The organism is Lachnospira rogosae (ex Hitch et al. 2025) (assembly GCF_040096455.1).
In the GTDB taxonomy this organism is placed as follows: Bacteria; Bacillota; Clostridia; order Lachnospirales; family Lachnospiraceae; genus Lachnospira; species Lachnospira rogosae.
On the sequence record NZ_JBBMER010000007.1, the window covers coordinates 26,559 to 49,154 of the forward strand.

Annotated in this window: 19 protein-coding genes and 1 riboswitch; of the genes, 6 read left to right on the top strand and 13 right to left on the bottom strand. The window is 35.4% G+C overall.

All coding sequences use genetic code 11. The annotated features are described in order from the left end of the window. Positions 1–533 precede the first annotated feature (533 nt). The 4 genes from aroA to WMO14_RS09710 all read right to left on the bottom strand — a co-directional run bounded on the left by aroA (position 534) and on the right by WMO14_RS09710 (position 4,613). Positions 534–1,829 carry a 3-phosphoshikimate 1-carboxyvinyltransferase gene (gene aroA / locus WMO14_RS09695; RefSeq protein ID WP_055306824.1) on the bottom strand — a complete coding sequence of 432 codons (1,296 nt, stop codon included), beginning with the start codon at positions 1,827–1,829 and terminating at the stop codon, positions 534–536. A 30-nt stretch (positions 1,830–1,859) separates the two neighbouring features. Further along, positions 1,860–3,236 (bottom strand): citrate/2-methylcitrate synthase, encoded by a 1,377-nt coding sequence (locus WMO14_RS09700; protein WP_022503056.1) that lies wholly within the window; start codon positions 3,234–3,236, stop codon positions 1,860–1,862. Between the two features lie 215 nt (positions 3,237–3,451). Beyond that, entirely contained in the window at positions 3,452–4,075 is a 624-nt protein-coding gene (locus WMO14_RS09705; RefSeq protein WP_349153742.1) for a GNAT family N-acetyltransferase, read from the bottom strand. After that, complete coding sequence (locus tag WMO14_RS09710; RefSeq protein ID WP_055306826.1) at positions 4,068–4,613, bottom strand: YcxB family protein; 546 nt, start codon at positions 4,611–4,613, stop codon at positions 4,068–4,070. The genes WMO14_RS09705 and WMO14_RS09710 overlap by 8 nt, the downstream gene beginning before the upstream one ends. Before the next feature lie 139 nt (positions 4,614–4,752). Here WMO14_RS09710 and WMO14_RS09715 point away from each other — a divergent pair, with 139 nt between their 5' ends. Both WMO14_RS09715 and WMO14_RS09720 read left to right on the top strand, forming a co-directional pair. Further along, positions 4,753–5,544 (top strand): SDR family NAD(P)-dependent oxidoreductase, encoded by a 792-nt coding sequence (locus WMO14_RS09715; protein ID WP_116444183.1) that lies wholly within the window; start codon positions 4,753–4,755, stop codon positions 5,542–5,544. 20 nt (positions 5,545–5,564) lie between these two features. Next, positions 5,565–6,614 carry a tRNA-dihydrouridine synthase family protein gene (locus tag WMO14_RS09720; RefSeq protein ID WP_022503060.1) on the top strand — a complete coding sequence of 350 codons (1,050 nt, stop codon included), beginning with the start codon at positions 5,565–5,567 and terminating at the stop codon, positions 6,612–6,614. A 72-nt stretch (positions 6,615–6,686) separates the two neighbouring features. On the opposite strand, the gene WMO14_RS09725 is transcribed toward WMO14_RS09720, so the two are convergent. The 7 genes from WMO14_RS09725 to WMO14_RS09755 all read right to left on the bottom strand — a co-directional run bounded on the left by WMO14_RS09725 (position 6,687) and on the right by WMO14_RS09755 (position 17,819). Then, the gene (locus WMO14_RS09725) at positions 6,687–8,015 is read right to left on the bottom strand and encodes a M18 family aminopeptidase (RefSeq protein ID WP_349153743.1); all 1,329 of its coding nucleotides are present in this window, start codon (positions 8,013–8,015) and stop codon (positions 6,687–6,689) included. Between the two features lie 117 nt (positions 8,016–8,132). After that, positions 8,133–9,398 (bottom strand): M26 family metallopeptidase, encoded by a 1,266-nt coding sequence (locus WMO14_RS09730; protein ID WP_022503062.1) that lies wholly within the window; start codon positions 9,396–9,398, stop codon positions 8,133–8,135. 125 nt (positions 9,399–9,523) lie between these two features. After that, the gene (locus WMO14_RS09735) at positions 9,524–11,800 is read right to left on the bottom strand and encodes an EAL domain-containing protein (protein ID WP_349153744.1); all 2,277 of its coding nucleotides are present in this window, start codon (positions 11,798–11,800) and stop codon (positions 9,524–9,526) included. Positions 11,801–11,919: 119 nt separating this feature from the next. After that, complete coding sequence (locus tag WMO14_RS09740) at positions 11,920–13,107, bottom strand: MFS transporter (RefSeq protein WP_022503064.1); 1,188 nt, start codon at positions 13,105–13,107, stop codon at positions 11,920–11,922. 101 nt (positions 13,108–13,208) lie between these two features. After that, complete coding sequence (locus WMO14_RS09745) at positions 13,209–14,387, bottom strand: cation:proton antiporter domain-containing protein (RefSeq protein WP_349153745.1); 1,179 nt, start codon at positions 14,385–14,387, stop codon at positions 13,209–13,211. A 53-nt stretch (positions 14,388–14,440) separates the two neighbouring features. Beyond that, positions 14,441–14,540, bottom strand: a riboswitch (Fluoride riboswitch). Between the two features lie 228 nt (positions 14,541–14,768). Then, on the bottom strand, positions 14,769–16,502 hold the full coding sequence (locus WMO14_RS09750; RefSeq protein ID WP_349153746.1) for a methyl-accepting chemotaxis protein: 1,734 nt from the start codon (positions 16,500–16,502) through the stop codon (positions 14,769–14,771). Between the two features lie 54 nt (positions 16,503–16,556). After that, positions 16,557–17,819 carry an extracellular solute-binding protein gene (locus WMO14_RS09755; protein WP_349153747.1) on the bottom strand — a complete coding sequence of 421 codons (1,263 nt, stop codon included), beginning with the start codon at positions 17,817–17,819 and terminating at the stop codon, positions 16,557–16,559. Positions 17,820–18,334: 515 nt separating this feature from the next. Between WMO14_RS09755 and WMO14_RS09760 the strand changes: the two genes are divergently transcribed. Continuing rightward, on the top strand, positions 18,335–18,775 hold the full coding sequence (locus WMO14_RS09760) for an Hsp20/alpha crystallin family protein (RefSeq protein ID WP_055177205.1): 441 nt from the start codon (positions 18,335–18,337) through the stop codon (positions 18,773–18,775). Between the two features lie 134 nt (positions 18,776–18,909). Here the strand turns inward: WMO14_RS09760 and WMO14_RS12940 are convergent, their stop codons facing one another. Further along, entirely contained in the window at positions 18,910–19,044 is a 135-nt protein-coding gene (locus tag WMO14_RS12940) for a DUF7724 family protein (protein WP_439655302.1), read from the bottom strand. Positions 19,045–19,319: 275 nt separating this feature from the next. Between WMO14_RS12940 and WMO14_RS09765 the strand changes: the two genes are divergently transcribed. Both WMO14_RS09765 and WMO14_RS12920 read left to right on the top strand, forming a co-directional pair. Next, positions 19,320–20,297 (top strand): AEC family transporter, encoded by a 978-nt coding sequence (locus WMO14_RS09765; protein WP_349153748.1) that lies wholly within the window; start codon positions 19,320–19,322, stop codon positions 20,295–20,297. 274 nt (positions 20,298–20,571) lie between these two features. Continuing rightward, positions 20,572–20,682 carry a helix-turn-helix transcriptional regulator gene (locus WMO14_RS12920; protein ID WP_090140441.1) on the top strand — a complete coding sequence of 37 codons (111 nt, stop codon included), beginning with the start codon at positions 20,572–20,574 and terminating at the stop codon, positions 20,680–20,682. A gap of 483 nt (positions 20,683–21,165) precedes the next feature. Here the strand turns inward: WMO14_RS12920 and WMO14_RS09770 are convergent, their stop codons facing one another. Next, complete coding sequence (locus tag WMO14_RS09770; RefSeq protein WP_349153749.1) at positions 21,166–21,477, bottom strand: hypothetical protein; 312 nt, start codon at positions 21,475–21,477, stop codon at positions 21,166–21,168. A 152-nt stretch (positions 21,478–21,629) separates the two neighbouring features. Between WMO14_RS09770 and WMO14_RS09775 the strand changes: the two genes are divergently transcribed. Beyond that, a complete protein-coding gene (locus WMO14_RS09775; protein WP_349153750.1) occupies positions 21,630–22,478 on the top strand; it encodes a helix-turn-helix transcriptional regulator in 849 nt (282 codons plus the stop codon). Positions 22,479–22,596: the final 118 nt, after the last annotated feature.

Sequence of the window (22,596 nt, forward strand, 5' to 3'; positions counted from 1 at the left end):
CCGCTAAGTGCCGGCGGCTTCAACAGTACCCAGCTTGCAATATATTAATGCCGCACAACTGCGATTGCCAGCCGGAAGTTTTGTAAGTGCTTGCCGTAATTTATTTCGTGGAGTGGGGCTGTTGTTCTCTCGGCTAAGTAGGACCTATCAACGTGTGTAAATTAAGCAGTACCCAGATATAAGGAACGAAAAAATCAAGGGAGGGTGGCTGGGGTGAGGAGGTGGTCCTTTAAACATATTGTGATATTTCTTAGGCTTTCCCTCTACGTCCAACAGCACTCGTACAAGGATGTACGAGTGAGCGAATACGAAACACGGATGTTTCGTCTGAACGGCTGTGTCCCTATCAACAACCTTCACAGAAAATCTTAGAAATATCCAATCTGTTTACCTGACCATCACCTTATCCCAGCAGCCCTCCCTTTTTTCGAGCCTTATATAGTCCGGCTAATCCATAACCTCCAGCTTAACACCTTAATATCGTGCCTTATATCGTCCGAAGTCCGACTAACCAAAAGCTGCCCCCTCTCGCATTACTCTCGTGTAGCCCTGTCAAGCACCTGAAAATAATCCTCAAAGGTCTTCGCACAACACTCATAATCATCAATTATAATGCCATCCACTCTGAGCCCGATAAGTGCAAATGCCATAGCCATTCTATGATCGGAGTATGTCTTTACAACGCCTGGTTTAATATGTCCTGGAAGAATTTCTATTCTGTCTCTTCCCTTCTTAATATCTATGCAGAGGCTGTTAAGTTCATTAGCAATAGCCTCTATTCTATCTGACTCCTGAAGTCTTATATGTTCAATATTTCTTATAATTGTTGGTGTCTTTGCAAATGGAGCAATTGCCGCAAGTGTCATTGTCTGGTCTGAGAAGTCATTCATATCTACGTCTACGCCATTGTATTCACCATTAGCAGGACCTGTAACACTTATTCCTTCATGCTCTTCCTCAACTTTACAGCCTAACTGCTTTAACACCTCAAGGAACTTCATATCTCCCTGCATTGAAGTATATCTTACATTCTTAACAAGGGCATAACCACCTGTAAGTGCTGCTGCCGCATAGAAATAGCAGGCTGCTGACACATCAGGTTCAATCTGATATGTACCTGCAACATAATTGTCATCAGCAGGTATCTGATATACAGCCCCTTCGTGTACAACCTCACAGCCGAACTGCTTCATCATATTAGATGTTATTCTTATATATGAGCCATCTGTCTTCTTGCTTGTAATATTAATCTTAAGACCACTGTCAAGCATTGGTGCTGTCATCATAAGTGCACTTAAGAACTGTGTACTCTCACTTATGTCAATTGATACCTCTGCCTTAGGCTTATTACCGCCAAAAGCTGCACCTGTTACCTTTACTGGAAGATGTCCGTTTTTTTCAAGGAACTCAAAATGTGCTCCCATATCTTCAAGTGCATTAAATAAAGGAAGCATTGGTCTTTTCTTCATCTGCTCAGAACTTTCTATTGTATACTGTCCATCAGAAAAAGCTAACATTGCCGTAAGAAATCTTGCTGCTGTTCCTGCACTGCCTACATTGATAACGCCCTCTTTCTTAGGAATATTGCCACCATGTCCTTCTATGATTGCATATTTGTCAACTTCATTTACCTGTATAACATAACCTAATGCTATAAGACTTGAAAGAAAATGTCTTGAATCATCGCTGAATAACACTCCATTAAGTCTGCACTCTCCATCTGATAACGCTGCCATAAGAAGTGCTCTGTTCGTAATACTCTTAGAACCCGGCACTTCAACAACACAGTTAATTGGCTTATTTAACTTTCTTACCTTATATTGTGACATTTTGATTAATACCTCTTTAATTGCTAATTATTATTTGCGTTCTTCCATCTTAGGATAATCCCTATGCCAGCCTACATACTTATAAGCAGGACGAATAATCTTTCCTGCATTGACAAGCTCTTCAAGACGATGAGCACACCAGCCTGAAATACGAGCTGTTGCGAACATAGGAGTAAACATTTCTTCTGGAATACCAAGCATTGAATATACAAATCCACTGTAGAAATCGACATTGGCACATACCGGCTTGAACATTTTTCTTTTGTTCATAATAAGCTGTCCTGCTTCTTTTTCTACTGTCTCATAAAGAGCATACTCCTTCTCCATTCCCTTTTCAACAGAAAGATTTTTCGCAAAGCTCTTAAGTATAACTTCTCTTGGGTCAGAATTAGTGTATACAGCATGACCCATACCATATATAAGACCTGCACCATCAAATGCTTGTTTATCAAGAATTTTATTAAGATATGCACAGATTTCTTCTTTATTATCCCAATCCTTGCAGTTAGCTTTTATATCAGCGAACATTTCCTGAACCTTAAGGTTAGCACCACCATGCTTAGGACCTTTAAGGGAAGCGATTGAAGCTGCCATAGCTGAATATGTATCAGTTCCTGATGATGTTACAACGTGGTTAGTAAATGTTGAGTTATTACCACCACCATGCTCTGCGTGGAGTACAAGACAGATATCAAGAACCTTAGCTTCAAGCTCTGTGAACTGTCCATCATCTCTTAACATATAAAGAATATTCTCTGCCGTTGAATATCCCTTCCTAGGATTCTTAATCATAAGCGTTCCGTCTAATTTAAAATGTCTGTATGACTGATACGCATATACTGTAAGCAAAGGCATCTTAGCTATAAGCTGTAACGACTGCCTTAATACATTAGGAATTGATATGTCATCCGGATTTTCATCATATGAATAAAGGCTTAAGATACTTTTCATAAGTGAATTCATAAGATTAGTACTTGTTGCCTTCATAATTACATCTCTGATAAATGCACCTGAAAGTTCCTGTAAATCAGCAAGTATTCTAAGGAAACTGTCAAGCTGTTTCTCTGTAGGAAGATTACCAAATAAAAGAAGGTAAGTTGCTTCTTCAAAACGGAATCTATCTCTTGTAGAGCCTTTAATAATATCCTGGACATTATATCCCTGAAAATATAACTGTCCATCGACAGGTATCTTTCTACCATGAACATTCTCATTACCACATACATCAGATATTTCTGTAAGTCCTGTAAGAACACCATTACCATTGCTATCACGAAGACCCCTCTTAACATCATATTCGATATATAAATTCTGGTCAATGGAGCCTGATCTTGTACACTCTTTAACGAGTTCTTCAAATTCACTTTTATCAACCGTTGTTAGTTCCATCATTTCCTGATTGTTCATTGTAATCCTCTTTTCTGCGCAATCTTTAGTACCTGCCTGATAAATGCCTGATGCGCTAGACATATACCTGCCAGAATATGAATAATTATACATATTCATACGTCATATTATGCGATAACTAATCATATTTTGTCAATTAGTACACTTATTATTTTTAAGGTGTTATTACATTTTCAAAAGATTATTAACTCAATCAAAGCTTTTACTTATTATTATTAATGAAATCTTACATTCATATCCACGAATTGATCTCCGAAGAAATCCCTATATACAGTATCTGTTATCTCATCCATATAGTCATCTTCTACTTCATCGCCTGCATACAATATTCTATATTCATTACCAAGGAAATAACAGCTTGTATTGCTTAATTTCATTCCATTCTTCTTATAAAAGCCTATTCTCTTAATCATATAATCCTTAGCTGCACCCTCATCTGCATAGTCAGGATTTTCAACCTCTAACATTAAGAGCCTGTCATCATTTACTGCAATATTCTTTAACTCCTGTAAAAATGTTGAACCTAAATGCTTTGAACGCTTATTCTTAACTATCGCAAGATAATCAAGAAGATATACATCTTTATTACTGCATTTTATAAAATACGCATATCCTGCAAGCTCTCCATTATCCTCAAACATTCCATATACAAAATACTGTCCTTGCTCTCTCTTTCTTAACATCTGACTAAGAGGCTTAACCTCTGATGCCGGAAAGTCTGTTACTATATGTTCATTATATATGTCTGTAATCTCGTCAGTCTCTAATATTCTTATGTAAAGACCATTTGCATTATCCTGTGTATCTGTGTTATTAATTCTAACGCTTATATTATTCATTAATATTCTCCTCATCATCCCTAAGTCCCATAACTGCTGTTGCAAGTTCGATTAAATCTTTATATGTCCCTTCAACAAAGCCTTCCTTATTAATTACAAGGCAGTCATCAGCAGACACAAAAAGATATATATTTTCCGTATCCTGATTCCATTTAATTATATCGTCCCAGCTGAATGTGTCCTTGTCGTCTTCCTCATCGGTTACAACAATATATTCTGCGTCGATATCATATGTAAATGTAATTCCAACCATTCTTGAATATATATTATGGTACTTTCTTTTACTGCTTCTGTCCATTCCAATCATTCCTATATAAAGGAATACAGCCGCAGCACACGCATAAAATATTACCATAAACCAGTCGGCTTCCTCGCTCCCCATAATCTGGAATATAAGATATCTTATACAGCCCATTCCAAATAAAAGTCCGAAGATGTTGTATATCATTTTAAATATTTTGTACTTATTATTATCAAAATTGCTCGCTCTCATTGCCGCATCAATGTACTCTTGTTTAAATAAGGTTCGATTTTTCATACTTCTCTCCTATTGTTTTATGTTATAATGTTTCTATTGTAATGCAGTCCATTTAATTTTACAAGTGGAGTAATCGTGTCTGTGCGCACCTGACACTAAACTGTTATGCTTTAATCTGTGCGCAGAAATGAGGTTTAATATGAATAATATTAATAATTCCAATAAATCCAGCCGTGCCGTTGCCTGCATAACCGGTGCAAGCTCTGGTATCGGCCGTGAAATGGCAAAGCTTTTAAGCAAGAAAGGCTATGACCTTATCCTTGTATCTAGAAATACTAAAGAAATGCTTCTTCTCTCACAGCAGTTATCTACAAGATGTGAAATAATAACCTGTGATTTATCTGATGAAAATGCCTGCATTAAGCTTGGCAGGACATTGGCAAAGAAGAATATATATATCTTCATTAATAATGCCGGATTTGGCGACCTTGGAAGCTTTGATAAAACAAGCCTTAATAAAGAATTATCTATGATTAATGTAAATATCAAGGCAACCCATATTCTTACCAAATATATGGTTAAAGCTTTCAAGAAAAGAAACCGTGGTTACATTATGAATGTGGCTTCTAGTGCAGGACTTCTTCCTGGCGGTCCATATATGTCTACTTATTATGCTACTAAAAGTTATGTGACAAGTCTTACCAGTGCCATTAATGAAGAACTACGAGAGGCTAAGAGCAGGGTTCACATATGTATGTTATGTCCCGGCCCTGTTAACACCAACTTTAATAATGTAGCTAATGTAACCTTTGCACTTCCGGGAATATCAGCCACTTACTGTGCTTCTTATGCATTAAGACAGATGTTTCGGGGCAAAGTCACAATTGTTCCTACTCTAATGATGAAGCTTGGCACAACTGTGGCAAAATGTGTACCTAGACAAATGGTTACTGCCATAACTGCAAGACAGCAGAAAAAGAAAATTATGTAATGTACAGGAAATGAGGAAATATGTCTAACACCAAAGTATATCTTGCCCCTATGGAGGGACTTACGGATTATATGTTCCGTAATGCCTTCGATGAATTCTTCGGACACGGCAAAATTGACAAATATTTTATGCCATTTATATCACCTAACCAGACAGAGAAATTTCTAGCAAAGGAAATGCGTGATATTGACAGAAATAATAATTTAATCAATTCAATACCACAGATAATGACTAATAATTCAGAGGATTTCATATGGACAGCCCATATGCTTTTTGATAACTTCGGATATAATGAAATTAACCTTAATGCAGGCTGTCCCTCTGGAACAGTCGTTTCCAAATCCAAAGGCTCAGGAATGCTTGCAGATACTGACAGGCTTGAACGCATACTTTATGAAATAATGTCCGATAATTACATTCAGGACAACAATATAAAAGTATCTGTAAAGACACGTATCGGAATTGAATCACCTGATGAATGGTACAATATCCTTGAAGTATATAATAAGTTCAGCCTTGAGGAATTAATTATCCACCCAAGAGTAAGAACTGATTATTACCGTGGTGATGTTAATAAGGAAGCTTTCAGGCTGGCAATTAAAGAAAGCCGCAACCCTGTATGTTACAATGGTGACATATTTACTCGAAATGATTATATTGCATTTCTTAAAGATTATGCTTATACAGATGAAAATAGCAAATCACCACTGCCACACTGCATAATGCTTGGTCGCGGACTTGTCGCTGACCCAGGACTTATCAATGTACTTATAAGTGATAATCCTTATGAATATGCAAGAAACCTTAAAGAGGATAAAGATAATATGCGAAAGCTCCATAACTATGTGTATGAAGAACGCCTTAAGATAATGTCAGGTGATAAGCACGCTATCCACCGTATGAAAGAAATGTGGTGCTATATGGAATACGCATTTGGTGACTGCAAAAAAGAAGCCAAGGCTATTAAAAAGGCTCAGAAAATGAGCGATTATAAAGATGCTGTAAATGTATTCTTTACTAACTGCCATTTATCTGAGCCTGCACATATTCTATTTTCCAAAAAATTCTAACATTAAAATATATATTATATTCTGTATGATTAATATATATTTACATATATCAGTTATTAAACTATTAAATTACTATCTTAAAAATACGCCTGTCAGTGCCTCTATCATATAAGTTGTATCTTTCACACCTGCTGTTTCATATGCTGAGTGCATTGCAAGCTGTGCAAGCCCTATATCAACAGTATTAACTGATACGTGTGAATTAGATATATTGCCAAGTGTTGAGCCGCCGGCTATATCCGACCTGTTAGCATATGTCTGGTATGGGACATTTCTTTTGTCACATATGTCCTTGAATATGGCATAAGATATACTGTCAGTCGTATATTTCTGATTGCCATTAAATTTAATAACAATTCCTTCATTCATATATGGTCTGTTTGTCAGGTCTGCCTTATCTGTGTGGTTAGGGTGTACAGCGTGTGCATTATCAGCAGATACCATATATGATGAAGCTATTGCCATCATATACTTTTCCCTGTCCAGACCATAAGCTATGCTTATTCGTTCTAACACATCTGATAAAAATGTAGAGTCTGCTCCCTGCATAGTTGTGCTTCCGACTTCTTCATTATTAAATACACAGCATACATTTACTTTATCATAATCATCTGAAATCTCACCCAATGCCTTAATATAAGCCATTAAAGATGAATACGCACATTGTATGTCATCTAATCTTGGTGCTGATATATATTCATCGTTGCAGCCCCATATTCTGCCTTTTTCCCTGTTATATAAGAAAAGTTCTGTTGTAAGGCTTTCATCTGCAACGCTTTCTTTATCCTTGTCTTCAGATTGTATACAAGACTTTATATACTCATCAAAGTTATCCTTGGCATTAATATCACCAAATAAAGGAAGCATATCCTTCTGTGGGTTAAGACTTGTGTTATCATTGACACTACGATTCATATGTATTGCAAGGTTAGGTATTACAAGCAGGTCCTTATCTGCATTTACAAGATATTCTTTAATGCCTGACCTGCCAATTGCTACTGCATATCCTGCAACTGACAATGGTCTGTCAAGCCACGTTGACATTATCATTCCGCCGTATTTCTCTACATTAAGGCTTATGTAATGTTTATCTGTTGTTATCTCTGGATTTTCTTTTATCTTAAAAGATGGAGAATCACTGTGGCTGGCTGTTATATTATACCCCTTATAGCTTTCTGCCTTTGGCATATTAAAAGCTATAATTGAAGAACCACCTCTTATTACATAATAACGTCCTGACGGATTAATCTTCCAGGCTTTACCCTCACTTAAGCGTATAAATCCGTTTTCATTAAGAACTGCCGCTATATTATTAACAACGTGGTATGGACTTGGACTTTTATATATAAAGTCTATCAACTGTTCAGAGTCTTTCTTAAACTGTTCATCTGTAAACTGCATTTTTTACATCTCCATTCCAACTATACATTTTTATTCAGTGCCTGTTTTTTATTTATTTCTTCTGAATTTCCCTGTACTGTTTCTTTGTGCTATTTTTTTACTTCTTTAATGATATTTTTATTTCTTTCTGCTTTTCCTTATCTTTCCTGCTATATAATAATAGATACCAACCGCTGCTGCTATCATTACTACAATAACAATAACCCTTACTGGCATGCTCATATTTAATACATTGCTATGCGAAGCATTATTAGTGCTTCCTGTCTTAATAAGTCCATTATCACTGCTCTCTGTACTGTTATCCTCTGAACTGACAAGCTTCTGCTCATTCTCATATGGATTATCTACAGAATATGTCTTTCTTACATAATTGTCAGGCTTTAAATCTACTGTATAATCATACACCTCATTTCTTACAAAATTATCTGTATTAGCAGCAGAAGTTGAATAAAGATTCATTCTTTCACCGGCAACAGCCTTGCAATATGCACGTCTGTCTGTATTATCCTCAAAAAATGTTATCTTTCCATTGATTGTATTGCCTGCAATATCAGCAACATAACTTCCCGTAACTGGATATAATATATAAAGTCCTGTGATTCCGCCTGAATGAACATATCCATGTTCTGATATATAGCCGTCAATATTAACTACGCAGTCACTTACATTGATATAGCCATCGGCATATATACCACCCATAAACTGCTCATCTCTGTCAGCAGAATTCTTATCTGCATCTGTACATACAAGTGTAACATCTGCCTCACAACCACTTATATTTCCGTTACCAAAGCCTGCAATACCCGCAGTTCCCCACATAGCTGCTGTTGATTTGAGGGATACATAACCTTCCACTTTACAGCCTGTGATTGTCGTATTATCCATATAACCTGCCAATATAGCAGCTAATATGCTCTTATTACGATTACCATCCTCATTCTCGCTTATATTTACATATGCACCTTTTATATTAAGATCCTTAATAACCGCATTCTTCGTTATCCCAAAAAGTCCGGCATAATAAGTATCATATTCTTTAAGGTTGCCATCATAAGCCTTTTCTGTAACATCTGTAACAGTATTAATGTCCATATTGTAAAGTGTATGTCCATTGCCATCAAATGTTCCATTAAAATTCCAAGGCTTCCAGCCGTCCACCCCAAATACTGACATATCAATATCAGCCATAAGGACATAACTGCCATCACTATTCTTAGAGGCTTCCAACAAATCCTTTGAGGTTCTTATCTCTATAGCCGATGTGTCATTATCTGCTGCGTAACACACAGCATTTTCTGGCTGATATACTGCCAGTACGCCTATTACTGCTGCAAGAACTGTAATTAACATTTTCCAATTCTTCTTTATTGTGCCTGTTATCATATATATCCTCATTTCTACGCACATTTTGGCTTATATAACGCTTGTATCAAGTGCGCTGTGACACTTACGCCTATCATTATATTAGGCTGCCACAAAATGCAGCAGCCCAGAATACAATTTACTTATTACTTAATGTTATACTTCTTCTCAAACTCATCAACCGGTATTGGTTTAGAGAAATAATATCCCTGATACATATCACACCCCATCTCTACTAACATATAGAGCTGTTTTTTTGTTTCAACACCTTCTGTTATAACTTTCATTCCAAGCTTTCCAGCAAGTGTTATTATACTTTCAAGAATATCAAGCCCTTTCGCCTCATTTTCTGAGGCTCTTAAGAAGCCCATATCAATCTTTAATACATCTGCACTTATGTCCTTTAACATATTAAGTGATGAGTATCCACTTCCAAAATCATCAATCTCTATATTAAATCCGTAGTTCTGCAAAAGCCTGATTATACCCATATTCTTGTCAAAATCGGACATTAATGTTGTTTCTGTAATCTCTATATTAAGATTAACAGGGTCAATGTCATATTTATCAACAAGCCCGACAAATGTTTCGTATACATCCACAAGATAAAAATCCTTAGTCGATATATTAACCGATATGTGATACTGGTCTTTTCCCTCTTTCTTCCATTCGCTAAGCTTCTTAGCTGCTTTATCCCACATATATCTGTCAAGCTTATATATAAAGCCTGTCTTTTCAAGAACATCAATAAATATTGCCGGAGATAACAGTCCTCTTTCAGGGTGCTGCCAACGCACAAGTGCTTCTGCTCCGTATAAATTACCGCTAGAGTCTACCTGTGGCTGTAAGTACATTTCAAACTCATTATTACTTATTGCCCTCTCGAATTCTCCTATAATTCTTCTTTCTTCAATAGAGCTTTCAAAAAGTCTTTCTGTATAATAAGCTATATTGCTCTTATATTCATTCTTAATAGTTTCACTTGCAAGATTAGCCTTATCACACATAATACTTACAGGCTCTTCCAAATCATTTATATCATACACACCTGTAAAAATGTGCAGATGGAATGAACTATCTTTAAAATAATCCTGCATTCTGTGAATTATGGATAATATCATATCTACACTGAAACTCTTCTTAGGAATAAGCATAGCAAAACGGTCACTGTTAATTCTTGCTGCTATGATATCATCACTGGCATATTCTTTCATTATCTCTGCCTGCTTTACAAGAACTTCGTTACCTTTTTCTATTCCAAATAATTCATTAACGAACTTAAAGTCCCTTATATTACTGCATAACATACAATATGGCACATCTGCATTTCTATGAAGGATCTTGTATGTTTCTACATAGAACTGATCCTTGTTATAAAGTCCCGTAAGCCTGTCGTGGGTTGCTTTATACTTTTCTTTCTCAAGTGACTGTATGTCTTCTGTCTTATCATTAAATATAAAATAATCGCATACAAAATTATTCTTATCATCAAATATTCTCTTATATACAACCTCATAATATTTCTTAATATCGTGAAAAGATACTGTTGTTTCAGTCTTCATCGTATCTTTTCTGTCACTTCCACGCTCATTAAGCCATTCTGAATATTTTCTCTCAACATCAATATATTCTGTTCCAATATTATAAATATTCTTTAATATGTCATTACAGTATATACATCTTCCCCTGTTATCAAAGCACACAATTCCACTATTCATATCTTTAATAATAAGGGACAGCGTATTCTCTATAAGCTCATTAGGTATATATCTTAACGTGAAATAGTATATAAGCATACACATAATTCCGTATGCCGGCATAGACACATCATATATTGACTGTGACCTTATTGTCACAATGTCAAGAATAAATCCAATCAGAAGTGCTATAAATATTATCTCGTATCTGAAACTGTAGAACTTAGACGAGTTCGCTATCATAAACATAAAGGATAAAAGCAATAATAAGATAACAAGATAATTATATATAAAATGTGCCTTATAAAAGAAATTGGTCTTCACAAATTCTGTTACAATCTCATAATCATTAATCTCTGTTATAGTAAATATCTGATGATTCCATACATTGGCAATAAGCATAACGCTGTCTATTGCTGAAAAGGCAATCATTGCCTCTTTAATAATCTTAACTCCATGAAACAATCCTGTATAATATTGCGTGTAGTACATTAGAAGAATAAGAATCCAGTCAAAGCATATCAATGTAAGGCTCTTGCAAAGCGTTGTGATAGTTATTCCTGGAACATATATATACACAAGAAATACTATGCCACAAAATGCTGCAACAGCTTCATATATAAATACTATCTTTGCCAGTCTGCCTTTCTTATTCATTGCTTTATATGAACATATTCCCATAAGAATAATCTCAATAGCAATTAACAATCCATACATTATTCTCATCTGTAATCTGCACTTCCTCACCGTCAGTATAAATATACCTCTTCACTACCATTATTATACATTTATATGCTTTAATTTGTAAATATAAAATCACATAAAATTATATTTCATATAGTCATTTATATATGTGTTTCTTTTCTTCTCATCAACACATTAGTTCCTGACATTATAAGCATACCTGCAGCGTTGAACGCTAATACAAGTATTGCCGCTGTCATTCCTATTCTGTCAGCAAGGAAACCTACTATCTGTGGTGTAACAATTCCGCCTAATGCGGCAATGGCCAGAAATAATGACATTCCTGTTGTTGAACCTTTAATTATATTGCCAACACTTGATACTGTTGTTGGATATATTCCCGCAAAGAAGAAGCCAAGTCCTGCAATAGCTACAGTAATAACTGCAAGATTATGGGTTGCTGTAAGTAATATAAAGAATACTGTTGTAGCAACGCAGTATCCAGATATAAGCTTATTCTTATCAACCTTTGATGATATCTTAGCTGTGAGAAGTCTTCCAAGCATAACCATTATCCAGGTAACCGATACAAGGTTGGTTGCATATGTACTGCTCATTATATCCATACTCTTAAAATATGTTACAAACCATCCATTTACGCAATTCTCAAGTCCAAGATATAAGAATAATAAAAAGCCCATTATATAAAAAATGCTATTTTTATAAAATGGCTTTGCTTTGCTGTCAGAAGAATTTTCCTTAGCCTTCTTAGACTCCAGCGGCCAGTTATAGTCTATTCTCATCCACACATATAATATAACTGATAATGTTGAGCCTATAATTATTGTATATGCAGCTGCTCTCCAGCCCAGACCAAAGCTTGTGTAAAGCGAAGTAATGAATGGAGCAATAAATGCACCTGCCGCAAATGTCATATGTAAAAGGTTAAGTGCGGCTGGTCTGCCGTTAGAATTATCATTAACAACTGCATTATTGATTATGCTTACTGAGCCTCTGCCTATTCCAATAAGTATAAATGCTGCATATATAACCGGCACTGGTGGAAGAAATGTTATAACAAGCAGCATTACTGGTATAAATGCTGAAAATACAACAATTGTTGCTTTTCTTCCTATCCGTGAAGCCATCGGCGGATTGACAAAGCTCGCAAGAAGATTGCCTATTGCAAATGCCGATAAAAAACCTCCTGCTACGCTGTAATTAATTCCTGCTTCTTCTATAATATATGGAAGTATTGCTCCAACTAACAATACCATTGCTCCATTTACAAAAAATGAGAAGTAGCACGGAAATAATAATCTGAATTGTGATTTTGCTTTAGTATCCATATTTTCTCCATTCTATTTTCTATTAAACTTCTTTTAACCACTATTAGCTGCTATGAGTCTTTCTTATTTCTAGTAAACTATCTGATTCATCTTAATTCTATCTAACTTTTCTTAAGCAGCTTTCTATAGGTCATATCAATGGCAAATGCACCAAGCGGTGCTGTTATTATTATTGCTAATACTGCTACTGTAAGCACTGTATTGCCACACGCAAGTCCCATTGATAATGGAACTCCGCCTATCGCCGCCTGAACGGTTGCCTTAGGTGTGTATGCAAGCATACAGAATGCCCTTTCTTTCAGCTTCAACTTAGTTCCTGCCATACACAAAGCAACTCCTGCCATTCTGAAAATTAACGCTCCTATTATAATCACGATTGACGATACACCGGCATATGCCACATAGCCTATATCAACTGTTGCACCTACTAGCACGAACAGCATAACTTCTGCCCATACCCACATTTTATTATACTTCTGTGATAACCTGAATGCCACCTCTGGTCTGTCCTTTTTAAGTGCAATTCCAATAAACATTACAGATATTAATGAAGCAAATGTAATTGGAGTATTTAATGATGCCTCAATATCCACAAGCAGAAGTGCCACACTTAAAAATATTGCAGCCTTTACTGTATCCCTGATATGAACCTTCCTCCAGACTACTGCAAGAGCTTTTCCTATTATAATTCCTATAATTATGCCAAATATTATTGATACTGGTATATTAACGAGGCTCATAACTGAAACATTGCTGCCTTGTGCCAGTGATGTAAATGCAGTGAACATAACTATAACATAGACATCATCAACAGATGCACCTGCTAATATAAGCTGTGGAATTCCCTGCTTTGTTCCATATCCATCTTCCATAATCTTTATCATCTCAGGCACAACTACAGCTGGCGATACTGCTGCCACAACCGCACCTATTACTGCCGCTTCAATCAGGCTTACATCAAGCAGACGTGGTGCAAGTATAATCATACCAATCATCTCAAATGTCGCTGGCACAAAACACATAAGAAATGCTGGTCTTCCAACTTTTTTTAAATCTTCTAAATTAAGTGTCAGTCCTGCTCTTGTAAGAATAATTACAAGTGCTATCTTTCTTATATCTGCCGACACTAGAAGAATTGACGAATCCAGCATATTAAGAACATACGGTCCTAATATAATACCTGTAAATAACATTCCAAGCAGTCCCGGCAGCTTTACCTTGCGGCATACCCAGCCTGTAGACATTCCAATTAACATTATCAGCGCTATACTTTTTAACATAACAATCCTCTTTTCTAAATAAATATTAGCGCAAAAAGAGCTGATAGCTCCTGCACTTTGCAGAAGTCATCAGCTTTATAATCAAGCGGTTATGAACGAAAAATTTGGCTATTTCTATCTCGTTCCTGGGAGAACCTCATTCCCAGTAATATTTCATCAACTTGTTAAGTATACAATATTGTTGGAATACTGTCAATATTCATAGTAATATATAGGCTTTGAAAGGTAAATTTATTCTATAGTCTGCCCATTTTTTAAAACTGGCAGATGAAAATTGTAAATATTTATTATATGATGATGTCGGGGGCAAAAGCCCCCGACTTTGATACCTACGAATTGTTCCGTGCTACGCACTCCCGCAATTCTCCCCAATATTCAAAATCAGAACTTTGCAAATATGTTAGTACTATTCTTAAGATTCTGGGCAATACCCTTGTTTTCTATCATTTTATTGCTGATATTGACTATATCCTCAACAAGACCCTGTGTGCTTATAGCCGCATTATTAACTCCAGCAGCACCATCATCAACTACTGTTGTTATCGTATTGATGGAATGAGCTATTTCATCCATATTTTTCTTCAGGACATCTGTTTTCTCAACGAATTCATCCATTGCATTCTCTATATATGAAGCATTTTCTTTATATTTCACGCCGCCATCAACAAATGTCTGAAATTCAGGAAGAATAGTCTGCTGAAGATACGAAACCAGATTATTAGCATTATCTGATAGATTATTAACAGCAGCAACAACAACCGAGTTAATACTTTGTATCTTGTTGGCAGTTTCACGGCTTGAATCTGCTAACTGACGAATCTCATCTGCCACTACTGCAAAGCCCTTACCCGCTTCACCTGCTCTGGCAGCTTCTATTGAAGCATTGAGTGCTAACAGATTCGTCTGGCTTGATATATTAAGAATATCATTCGTAAGGTTATTTACCTGGTCAACGCTCTTACTATCTTCTATTGCCTTATTAAGAACATCTAATATATTCCCAACCTTTTCACTTGTCTGAACCATATTATATCTTGCATCACTCTCTATTTTTTCTGCATTTGCCTTCATTTCCTTTGAGAACTGATTAATATCATCTGACTTTGTCGCTATAATCTCGACATCTTTTAGTATATTATCAGCATTATCATTAATAGTATTAACAGAAAGCCCTACATCCTGCATAGTTGCAGATAATTCCTCTGTCATAGCAGATAAATCAGAAGCACTGTCATTGGATTTGACAACACTGCCATCAACCTCAGCAACAACATTTTCCATATAGTTAGTATTCTCTATAATCAGCTTTAGTATTTCCTGCAGCTTATCCATAAAAAGATTGATACCGTTACCAAGGTCTGCTATCTCGTCATTAGATATGACTCTTACGCGCTTTGTCAGATCTCCTTCTCCATTATCGATTCCATCAATAATATCCCTGATATCTTTATTGGTTGCAATAATTGGTTTGATAACATACTTCATAACACAGTATATTGCTACAATAATTAATATAGCGCTTATAATAATAACTATACCATTACTGACAAGTGAGCTTATATACACACTGGTAAGCCTTTCCCTTGCCTCAGAAGCTGTATCATTGGCATGTGTGCTTAGCACCTCAATATCCTTCTGGATTGCTGTGCTGCTATCACTTACAACTCCGTTAGCAATAGCATATGCTTCCTCATTCTTGCCTAAAGCACTGTATGCCATAATGTTTCCAAGCTCATATTTCATAGTATTATAATTACTTACTAATGAATTATATGTATCCATATCATCATTCTGGACATATTTCTTATATTCATCCAGCTTTTGTTCTAATTCTTCCTGATTATCATTAATCTCGCCTACTACTGATATCATAGTATTAAGATCTGTTGCAATAATATGTGATAATCCAAGTGTATGAATAACCTGTATATCATTCTTTATTTCACCAAGATCTGAAACACTCATCATACAGTTATCTGTTATATCAGCGGCATTAGAGTTAACAGTTCTTATATTGTTTATAGCCATAACATTACATATTATTGTTAAAGCACCTAGTATAAATACTGGCAATAATATCAGTGTCTTCAGGCTCGTTCTTTTTTTATTATTCATGCTTGTTCTCCAATCTTTTCTACTCACAGTAAATCAACTTTGGTCAACTTACTGTTACTTAATAGCAGAAGCTGTAATTTCATTAACTAACGTATCCATAACTTCCTGATCTGATAAACCACCATTATTACCACTAAGCACCGTATTAGCAAACTTCTTACAGGCATCCCAGTAGCTGTTTCCTACTCTTTGTAATGTTCCATACTGGGACTGTGCAATGATTGCCTGTATTGCAGCCACTTTTTTGATTTCTTCTGATTCTGCTGCCTTACTGTTAGATGGTCCCTGATTTTTCTCTTTAAACCTAAGTTCCTGATTCTGCTGATTAGTCAGCCAGTCAGCAAGCCTGCATGCCCATTCTTTATTCTTTGAATAAGAATTCACTCCCATCATCTTATAGCCTGTAAATGAAGACATCTGAACTTCCTTTCCCGCAACTGTATATGTTGGCAGCTTACAGGCACCATAATTCTCTCCCCAGGCTTCCTTTACATTCATAACATCCCATACACCACTTATTCCTGCTATAACATCACCACTTTTAATGTGTTCAGCTATATCTCCGTTAGGCATACTTACAAACCCTGGATTAGCTGCTATACTATTGAGAGCCTGTTTTATAGCTGCTCCAGTTATATCACCTGTCTGCGAATTCCAGTTACATTCATTAGTTATACCATCTGGTTTAATAGAAAGACTAAGTCCTGTATTTCCGAAAAATGTATAAAGATACCATCCTGAATCAAACTCCATAGCAACTTTTTTATTGTTAGCTGCTGCAATTGACAACATTTTATCTAATGACTTAACATCGTCTTCTGAAAAATATTCTTTATTATAATACATAAAATATCCATTATCTGCTGTCATAGGATAGCCGTATAATGTATCATTCAGAGTCGCTGCTTCGACTGACTCCTTTACATTAGCTGCTGCTATTTCATCTGCATTGGGTACCTCTGTCAGAACTCCGCCAGCCGTTAATGATATAATCTGATCATCTGGAAATGAAAACACATCTGCACCATTGTGTACATCTGTAAGCATAACATCACGAACCTGTGAATCTGCCTGGATTTCAACCGTTATATCAAACTCTGCTTCATCTTTATATTGTTCCTTAAAGCTGTCTAGCATTTTGTTCATGACATCCAGACCATCCTTTTCTGTCCACACCTTTAAAGAGACAACTTTATCTGTACCACCTGATAACTCCTCTCTGTTGCCACCTATTATACCTGCATTACCACATCCAGATAAGACAATAGAAGATATCAAGCCAACAATGCACAATTTCCTTGTTATTCTTTTGTTCATATTAATATACCCCTTTTGTATAAATTTACGTTCTTAATATACCGATTAGAATCTAATAATAAATGTAAAATCGAAATCACAATCCAATTTCCTTTAGATTACTTCACACGAATTTGACAAATCATAATAGAAATTAATTAACGTACTAATATATTATATTTATTGTAGACTTTATAACAGTATTTGTCAATCAATTTACCTGCTGACCGGCTTATCCTGTACAGTCTTTTCAACACTTCTGAAAATAGTAAGAATTGAAATAATTATAAACTATTTATAAATTATTAGCACTCACCTATTGACAGTGCTAATGATTAGGTATATAACATAGCCAGAACAAAGGAAAGGGAGTTAAGAAATAGTAATTAAGATAACGCCATTCCAGATGTTCCAAAGAAACAAGGTAATAGTTCAGATGAATATGTAATCCTGGGGATTGGTTATTTATATATCCAATCTGAATGAACGAAAGGTTCAGCCGAACAAATAGTTTATTAAAAAAGGAGCGATGACTTATGTTAATGCCTAGTATTTTTGGAGAGAATTTATTTAATGATGATTGGATGAACTTCGGATTTCCTGAAGTTGAAAAAGCTTTGTATGGTAAACACGCCAGCCACGAAATGAAGACTGATGTCAGAGAAACCGATTCCGGCTATGAAGTTGATATTGATTTACCTGGCTTTAAGAAAGACGAAATCAATATACAGCTTGATAATGGATACCTTTCAATCAGTGCCGCTAAGGGTCTTGATAAGGACGAGCAGGACAAGGAAGGCAAGTATATCAGAAAGGAACGTTATGCCGGCTCTATGAGCAGAAGCTTCTACGTTGGTAATGCAATTACTCAGGACGACATAAAGGCTAAATATGAAAGTGGTATTTTAAGACTCTCTGTACCAAAGAAAGCTGCTGAGGAAATTGAAAGTGCTAAGAGGATTGCTATTGAGGGATAATCCGTACAGAAATGTGTGAATTGGACTAATTGATAGTGCACTTAGCATCTGTGACTGCTGTTGCTAATGTAGTCCTTAGCCAAGATATGAGTTGTAATTGAATAATTAAGAAATGCCAGTCCCTAAGGTTGAACTTAGAGACTGGCATTTTTATATTTTGCCATAACAAGATATCCATTATCCCACTCAACTACTTTCGTATATCTCTCCAATTTATCAGAAGTGATAAAACGAACTCTTTGATTATTAAATTCAAAAATTGTACACACAGAACACCTAAAACGGAATATAATGGTGTGAACACGCTATTTTATGGGAGTTTGAGGTGTTCGATGACTGCGGGAATTGCATAGCAATGAAGCAATCCGGTTACATCAGCGAGTAGCAAAATTTACTTTTGACACTCTCATCATTTATATTGTATCATTAGATTTAATGATGCCGATGTCAAAAATCCACGGCTTTAACGCTTACGGATTGTTCCGTGCTACGCACTATTATATTTAATTTTAGCAGAATCAGTATTGTGAAAATGGAGGGCAGTATGGCTATTGTTGTTGCTGAAAAAATAATTGAAATGTTTTTTATAATGCTTTGCGGAATAGTTCTATATAAAACTGGTCTGATTGATGATAAGACTGTTCCAAGGCTGTCAAACATTCTTCTTATGCTGGTTTCACCTCTTATGATATTCCAATCTTACCAGATGGACTTTGATGGACATCTTATGTGGGGGCTTGGTCTTACACTCATTGCAGCTTTAACAACATTTACAGTTATTATAATATTAACAAATATACTAATCAGAAATACTGAATATAGCAGAAACGGTATAAGTATAAGTTCTGCTTATAATCTGCAAAAAAACAAAATTCCTGTTGAGAAAATTGCCCTTATATATTCAAACAGTGGTTTTATAGGACTACCTCTTATCAATGGCGTCATTGGCCAGGAAGGTGTTTTCTATATGACAGCTTACCTTACTGTATTCAATCTGTTATTATGGACACATGGCGTTATAGTCATGGGTGGAGCAGGTGACTTCAAAACTATATGCAGGAATCTTTGCACACCAACCATTATAGCCATATTCGCTGGTGTTATATGCTTTGTTACCGGCATAAAAATACCTGCTGTTATAGATAATCCGATTCAATACATAGCCAATATGAATACGCCACTTGCTATGCTTATAGCTGGTGCTAATCTTGCACAGAGCAATATTGTAAGCAGCCTCAAGAGTCTGCGTATGTACTATCTTTGTGCTCTTAAGCTCATCATATTTCCTGTAATCGGTATGCTTATTCTTTATATTTTCAACTTCCAGAGCTTTGATTTTAATGTACCGTTTACCGTATTCATAGGAATGGCCTGCCCTGCCGGAGCATCTGCTATTATGTTTGCAGAAAGATATGACAAGGATTCACTTTACGCGACAGAAATATTCGTGCTTACAACTATATTGTCACTCATTACAATACCTTTGTTGTCAATATTTGCGATAAAGCTGTTTGGTCTGTAAGTGAATTATGAAGCCTGTCTGTAAAGTCTATCTATGAAGCACGTCTGTAAAGCCTGTCTATAAGGTATGTCTGTGAAGTCTTTTTATGAAGTCTTAGAACTACTTACTGGAATAATGCTTTTGGCAAATACTTATGTATGCAGCACTTGCTCTTGACTGTCTCCTTGCAGCATCAGACTTTGACTTAACCTGTTTTAAACTTGGATATACACCCTTTTCCACTCTCTCAGATTTACACCTATTTTCTTATAAATATGTGCTCTAATAGTTTCTTGTGGATTATCAGGATGATATTAATGCAGATATTATCTGTAAAAAATTTGGCTTTTCCCAGTCTCACTTTTCAAGATTGTTCAAGCAGAATACAGGGGAATTATCTCTTTGAGAACTAGAATTATCGTTTTGATATCCTAAAAAGCCCATAAATAGGGGATTTATATCTGGTAGTGTTACATATCTGTTGTATGCGTAGCACTACCCACAGATTTCCAGAACTGCTCATTACTTTATTGAAGAAAGAATATTATTCCATCTCAATGCCAATGTTATTAAATGTGTCGACTTCTAAATCCACAAGTATCATATTAACTCTAATATATCAACCATCCGCAACAAATGCTTACACCGCCGTAATACTAGCATTTTTAATTTTAGTCTCTGATAGGTTTTCATTCCACCTGACTGTACATTCTGTTTCATAATGATATTTTATAAAATCAATTTGAGCTTTGACCCGCACTTTTGCCCCTTCCTTATTAAGGCTTAGAAGCTCAGATGATATCCATTTAAATTTTGCCTCTTCATCAGATGGCCACTCATAGCCAGCGATAAAATCACAGCTATATAAGCACTTATCCTCGTGCTCAGCTTATATTTTTTCATCTGTTAAATCTCCCTTTATATTTCTACACTGTAAACGATATCCATGAATCCTGACAATACTTACTATAAGCAGTGCCAATACTACAATATAAATAATCAGGCTCATCATTACCGTGTCAGGAACTTTAAAATTAACAAATGCTATAATCAAGGCAAACACAATGTCGGCAGCAGCTATAAAATACCATTTATGTATATTCCGTTTATAATCTTTAATAAGTTCATTACTATTCATTCCCTTATCATTATAACCAGCATCAAGTTTATAAATGTTAATTGGCATTCTCTCATTATTCATTACTAATCCCTCCGCAAAAAACAACTGCTTAGTTACATATGTATTATACATTATTAATTTGTCGCTTTCTTTATAAAAAATATCACTTTACAATTAGAATTTAAGATATTATGCTATTTTATATTTAATATCATTAGATGGAAGTAAAATGTATGCCAAGACCTATAAAAGATTGTAATAATTTTGAAATAAACAGAAGTATCGTTTATAACGGAAAAGATATTAATTTTCATATGCCATCAATGAGTGCATGTATAAAACATTATGAGATTGGTTTTCAGATATCTGGCAGTCATCATGTATACTCAACTGATGGAGAGTGGGATATTCTCAGAGGATATGTTGGAACAATGCCTCTTGGATTACATCACCAGACCTTTTATACCAGCAATGAAACGCATAACAGCATACTTATTAAATATTCATTTGATATAGCTGATTATATAAAGTCAGAAATATCTGCTGTTGCATTTAACAGATTCTACGCTGAAAAATACCACATTCTGAATCAGGAAGACCAGCAAGTTGTCCGGAATATTTTTGAAAAGATGCTGACTGAGTATAATATTAATTCACCATACTCAGATTCTAAATTAAAGGCATTGCTTACATACTTAATTATATTTATTATTGAGCATGAGTTATCTCATGATATAAACGGCAGTCAGGGCAAGAAAATAAACAAAAATATCAATGATGTTATGAGATATATAGACTCTAATTATATGACTGATATAAATGTGGATAATATTTGTAAATTATTTAGCTTTTCCAGCTCTCATTTTTCAAGGCTATTCAAACAAAATACAGGAGAAGCTTTTTCAAGATATTTATCTAAGGTAAGATTAGAACATGCTATAGTTTTACTGTCAAATACTGACAAACCAATAGATCAAATTGCATATGAATGCGGATTTAAAAGTACCAGCTACTTTAGTTATTCATTTAAAAAAGAATTCCTTGTTTCACCGCTTAAGTATAGGATGCAGATGAAGGGTTAATGTAATTAATGTCAAAAAACACACCAGAACCGAAATTCTGGTGTGTAATAAATTGTATTGGTATTCCAAGATAAGATAACAACAACATTATTCCATCAATCCTAATATATCCTGTTCA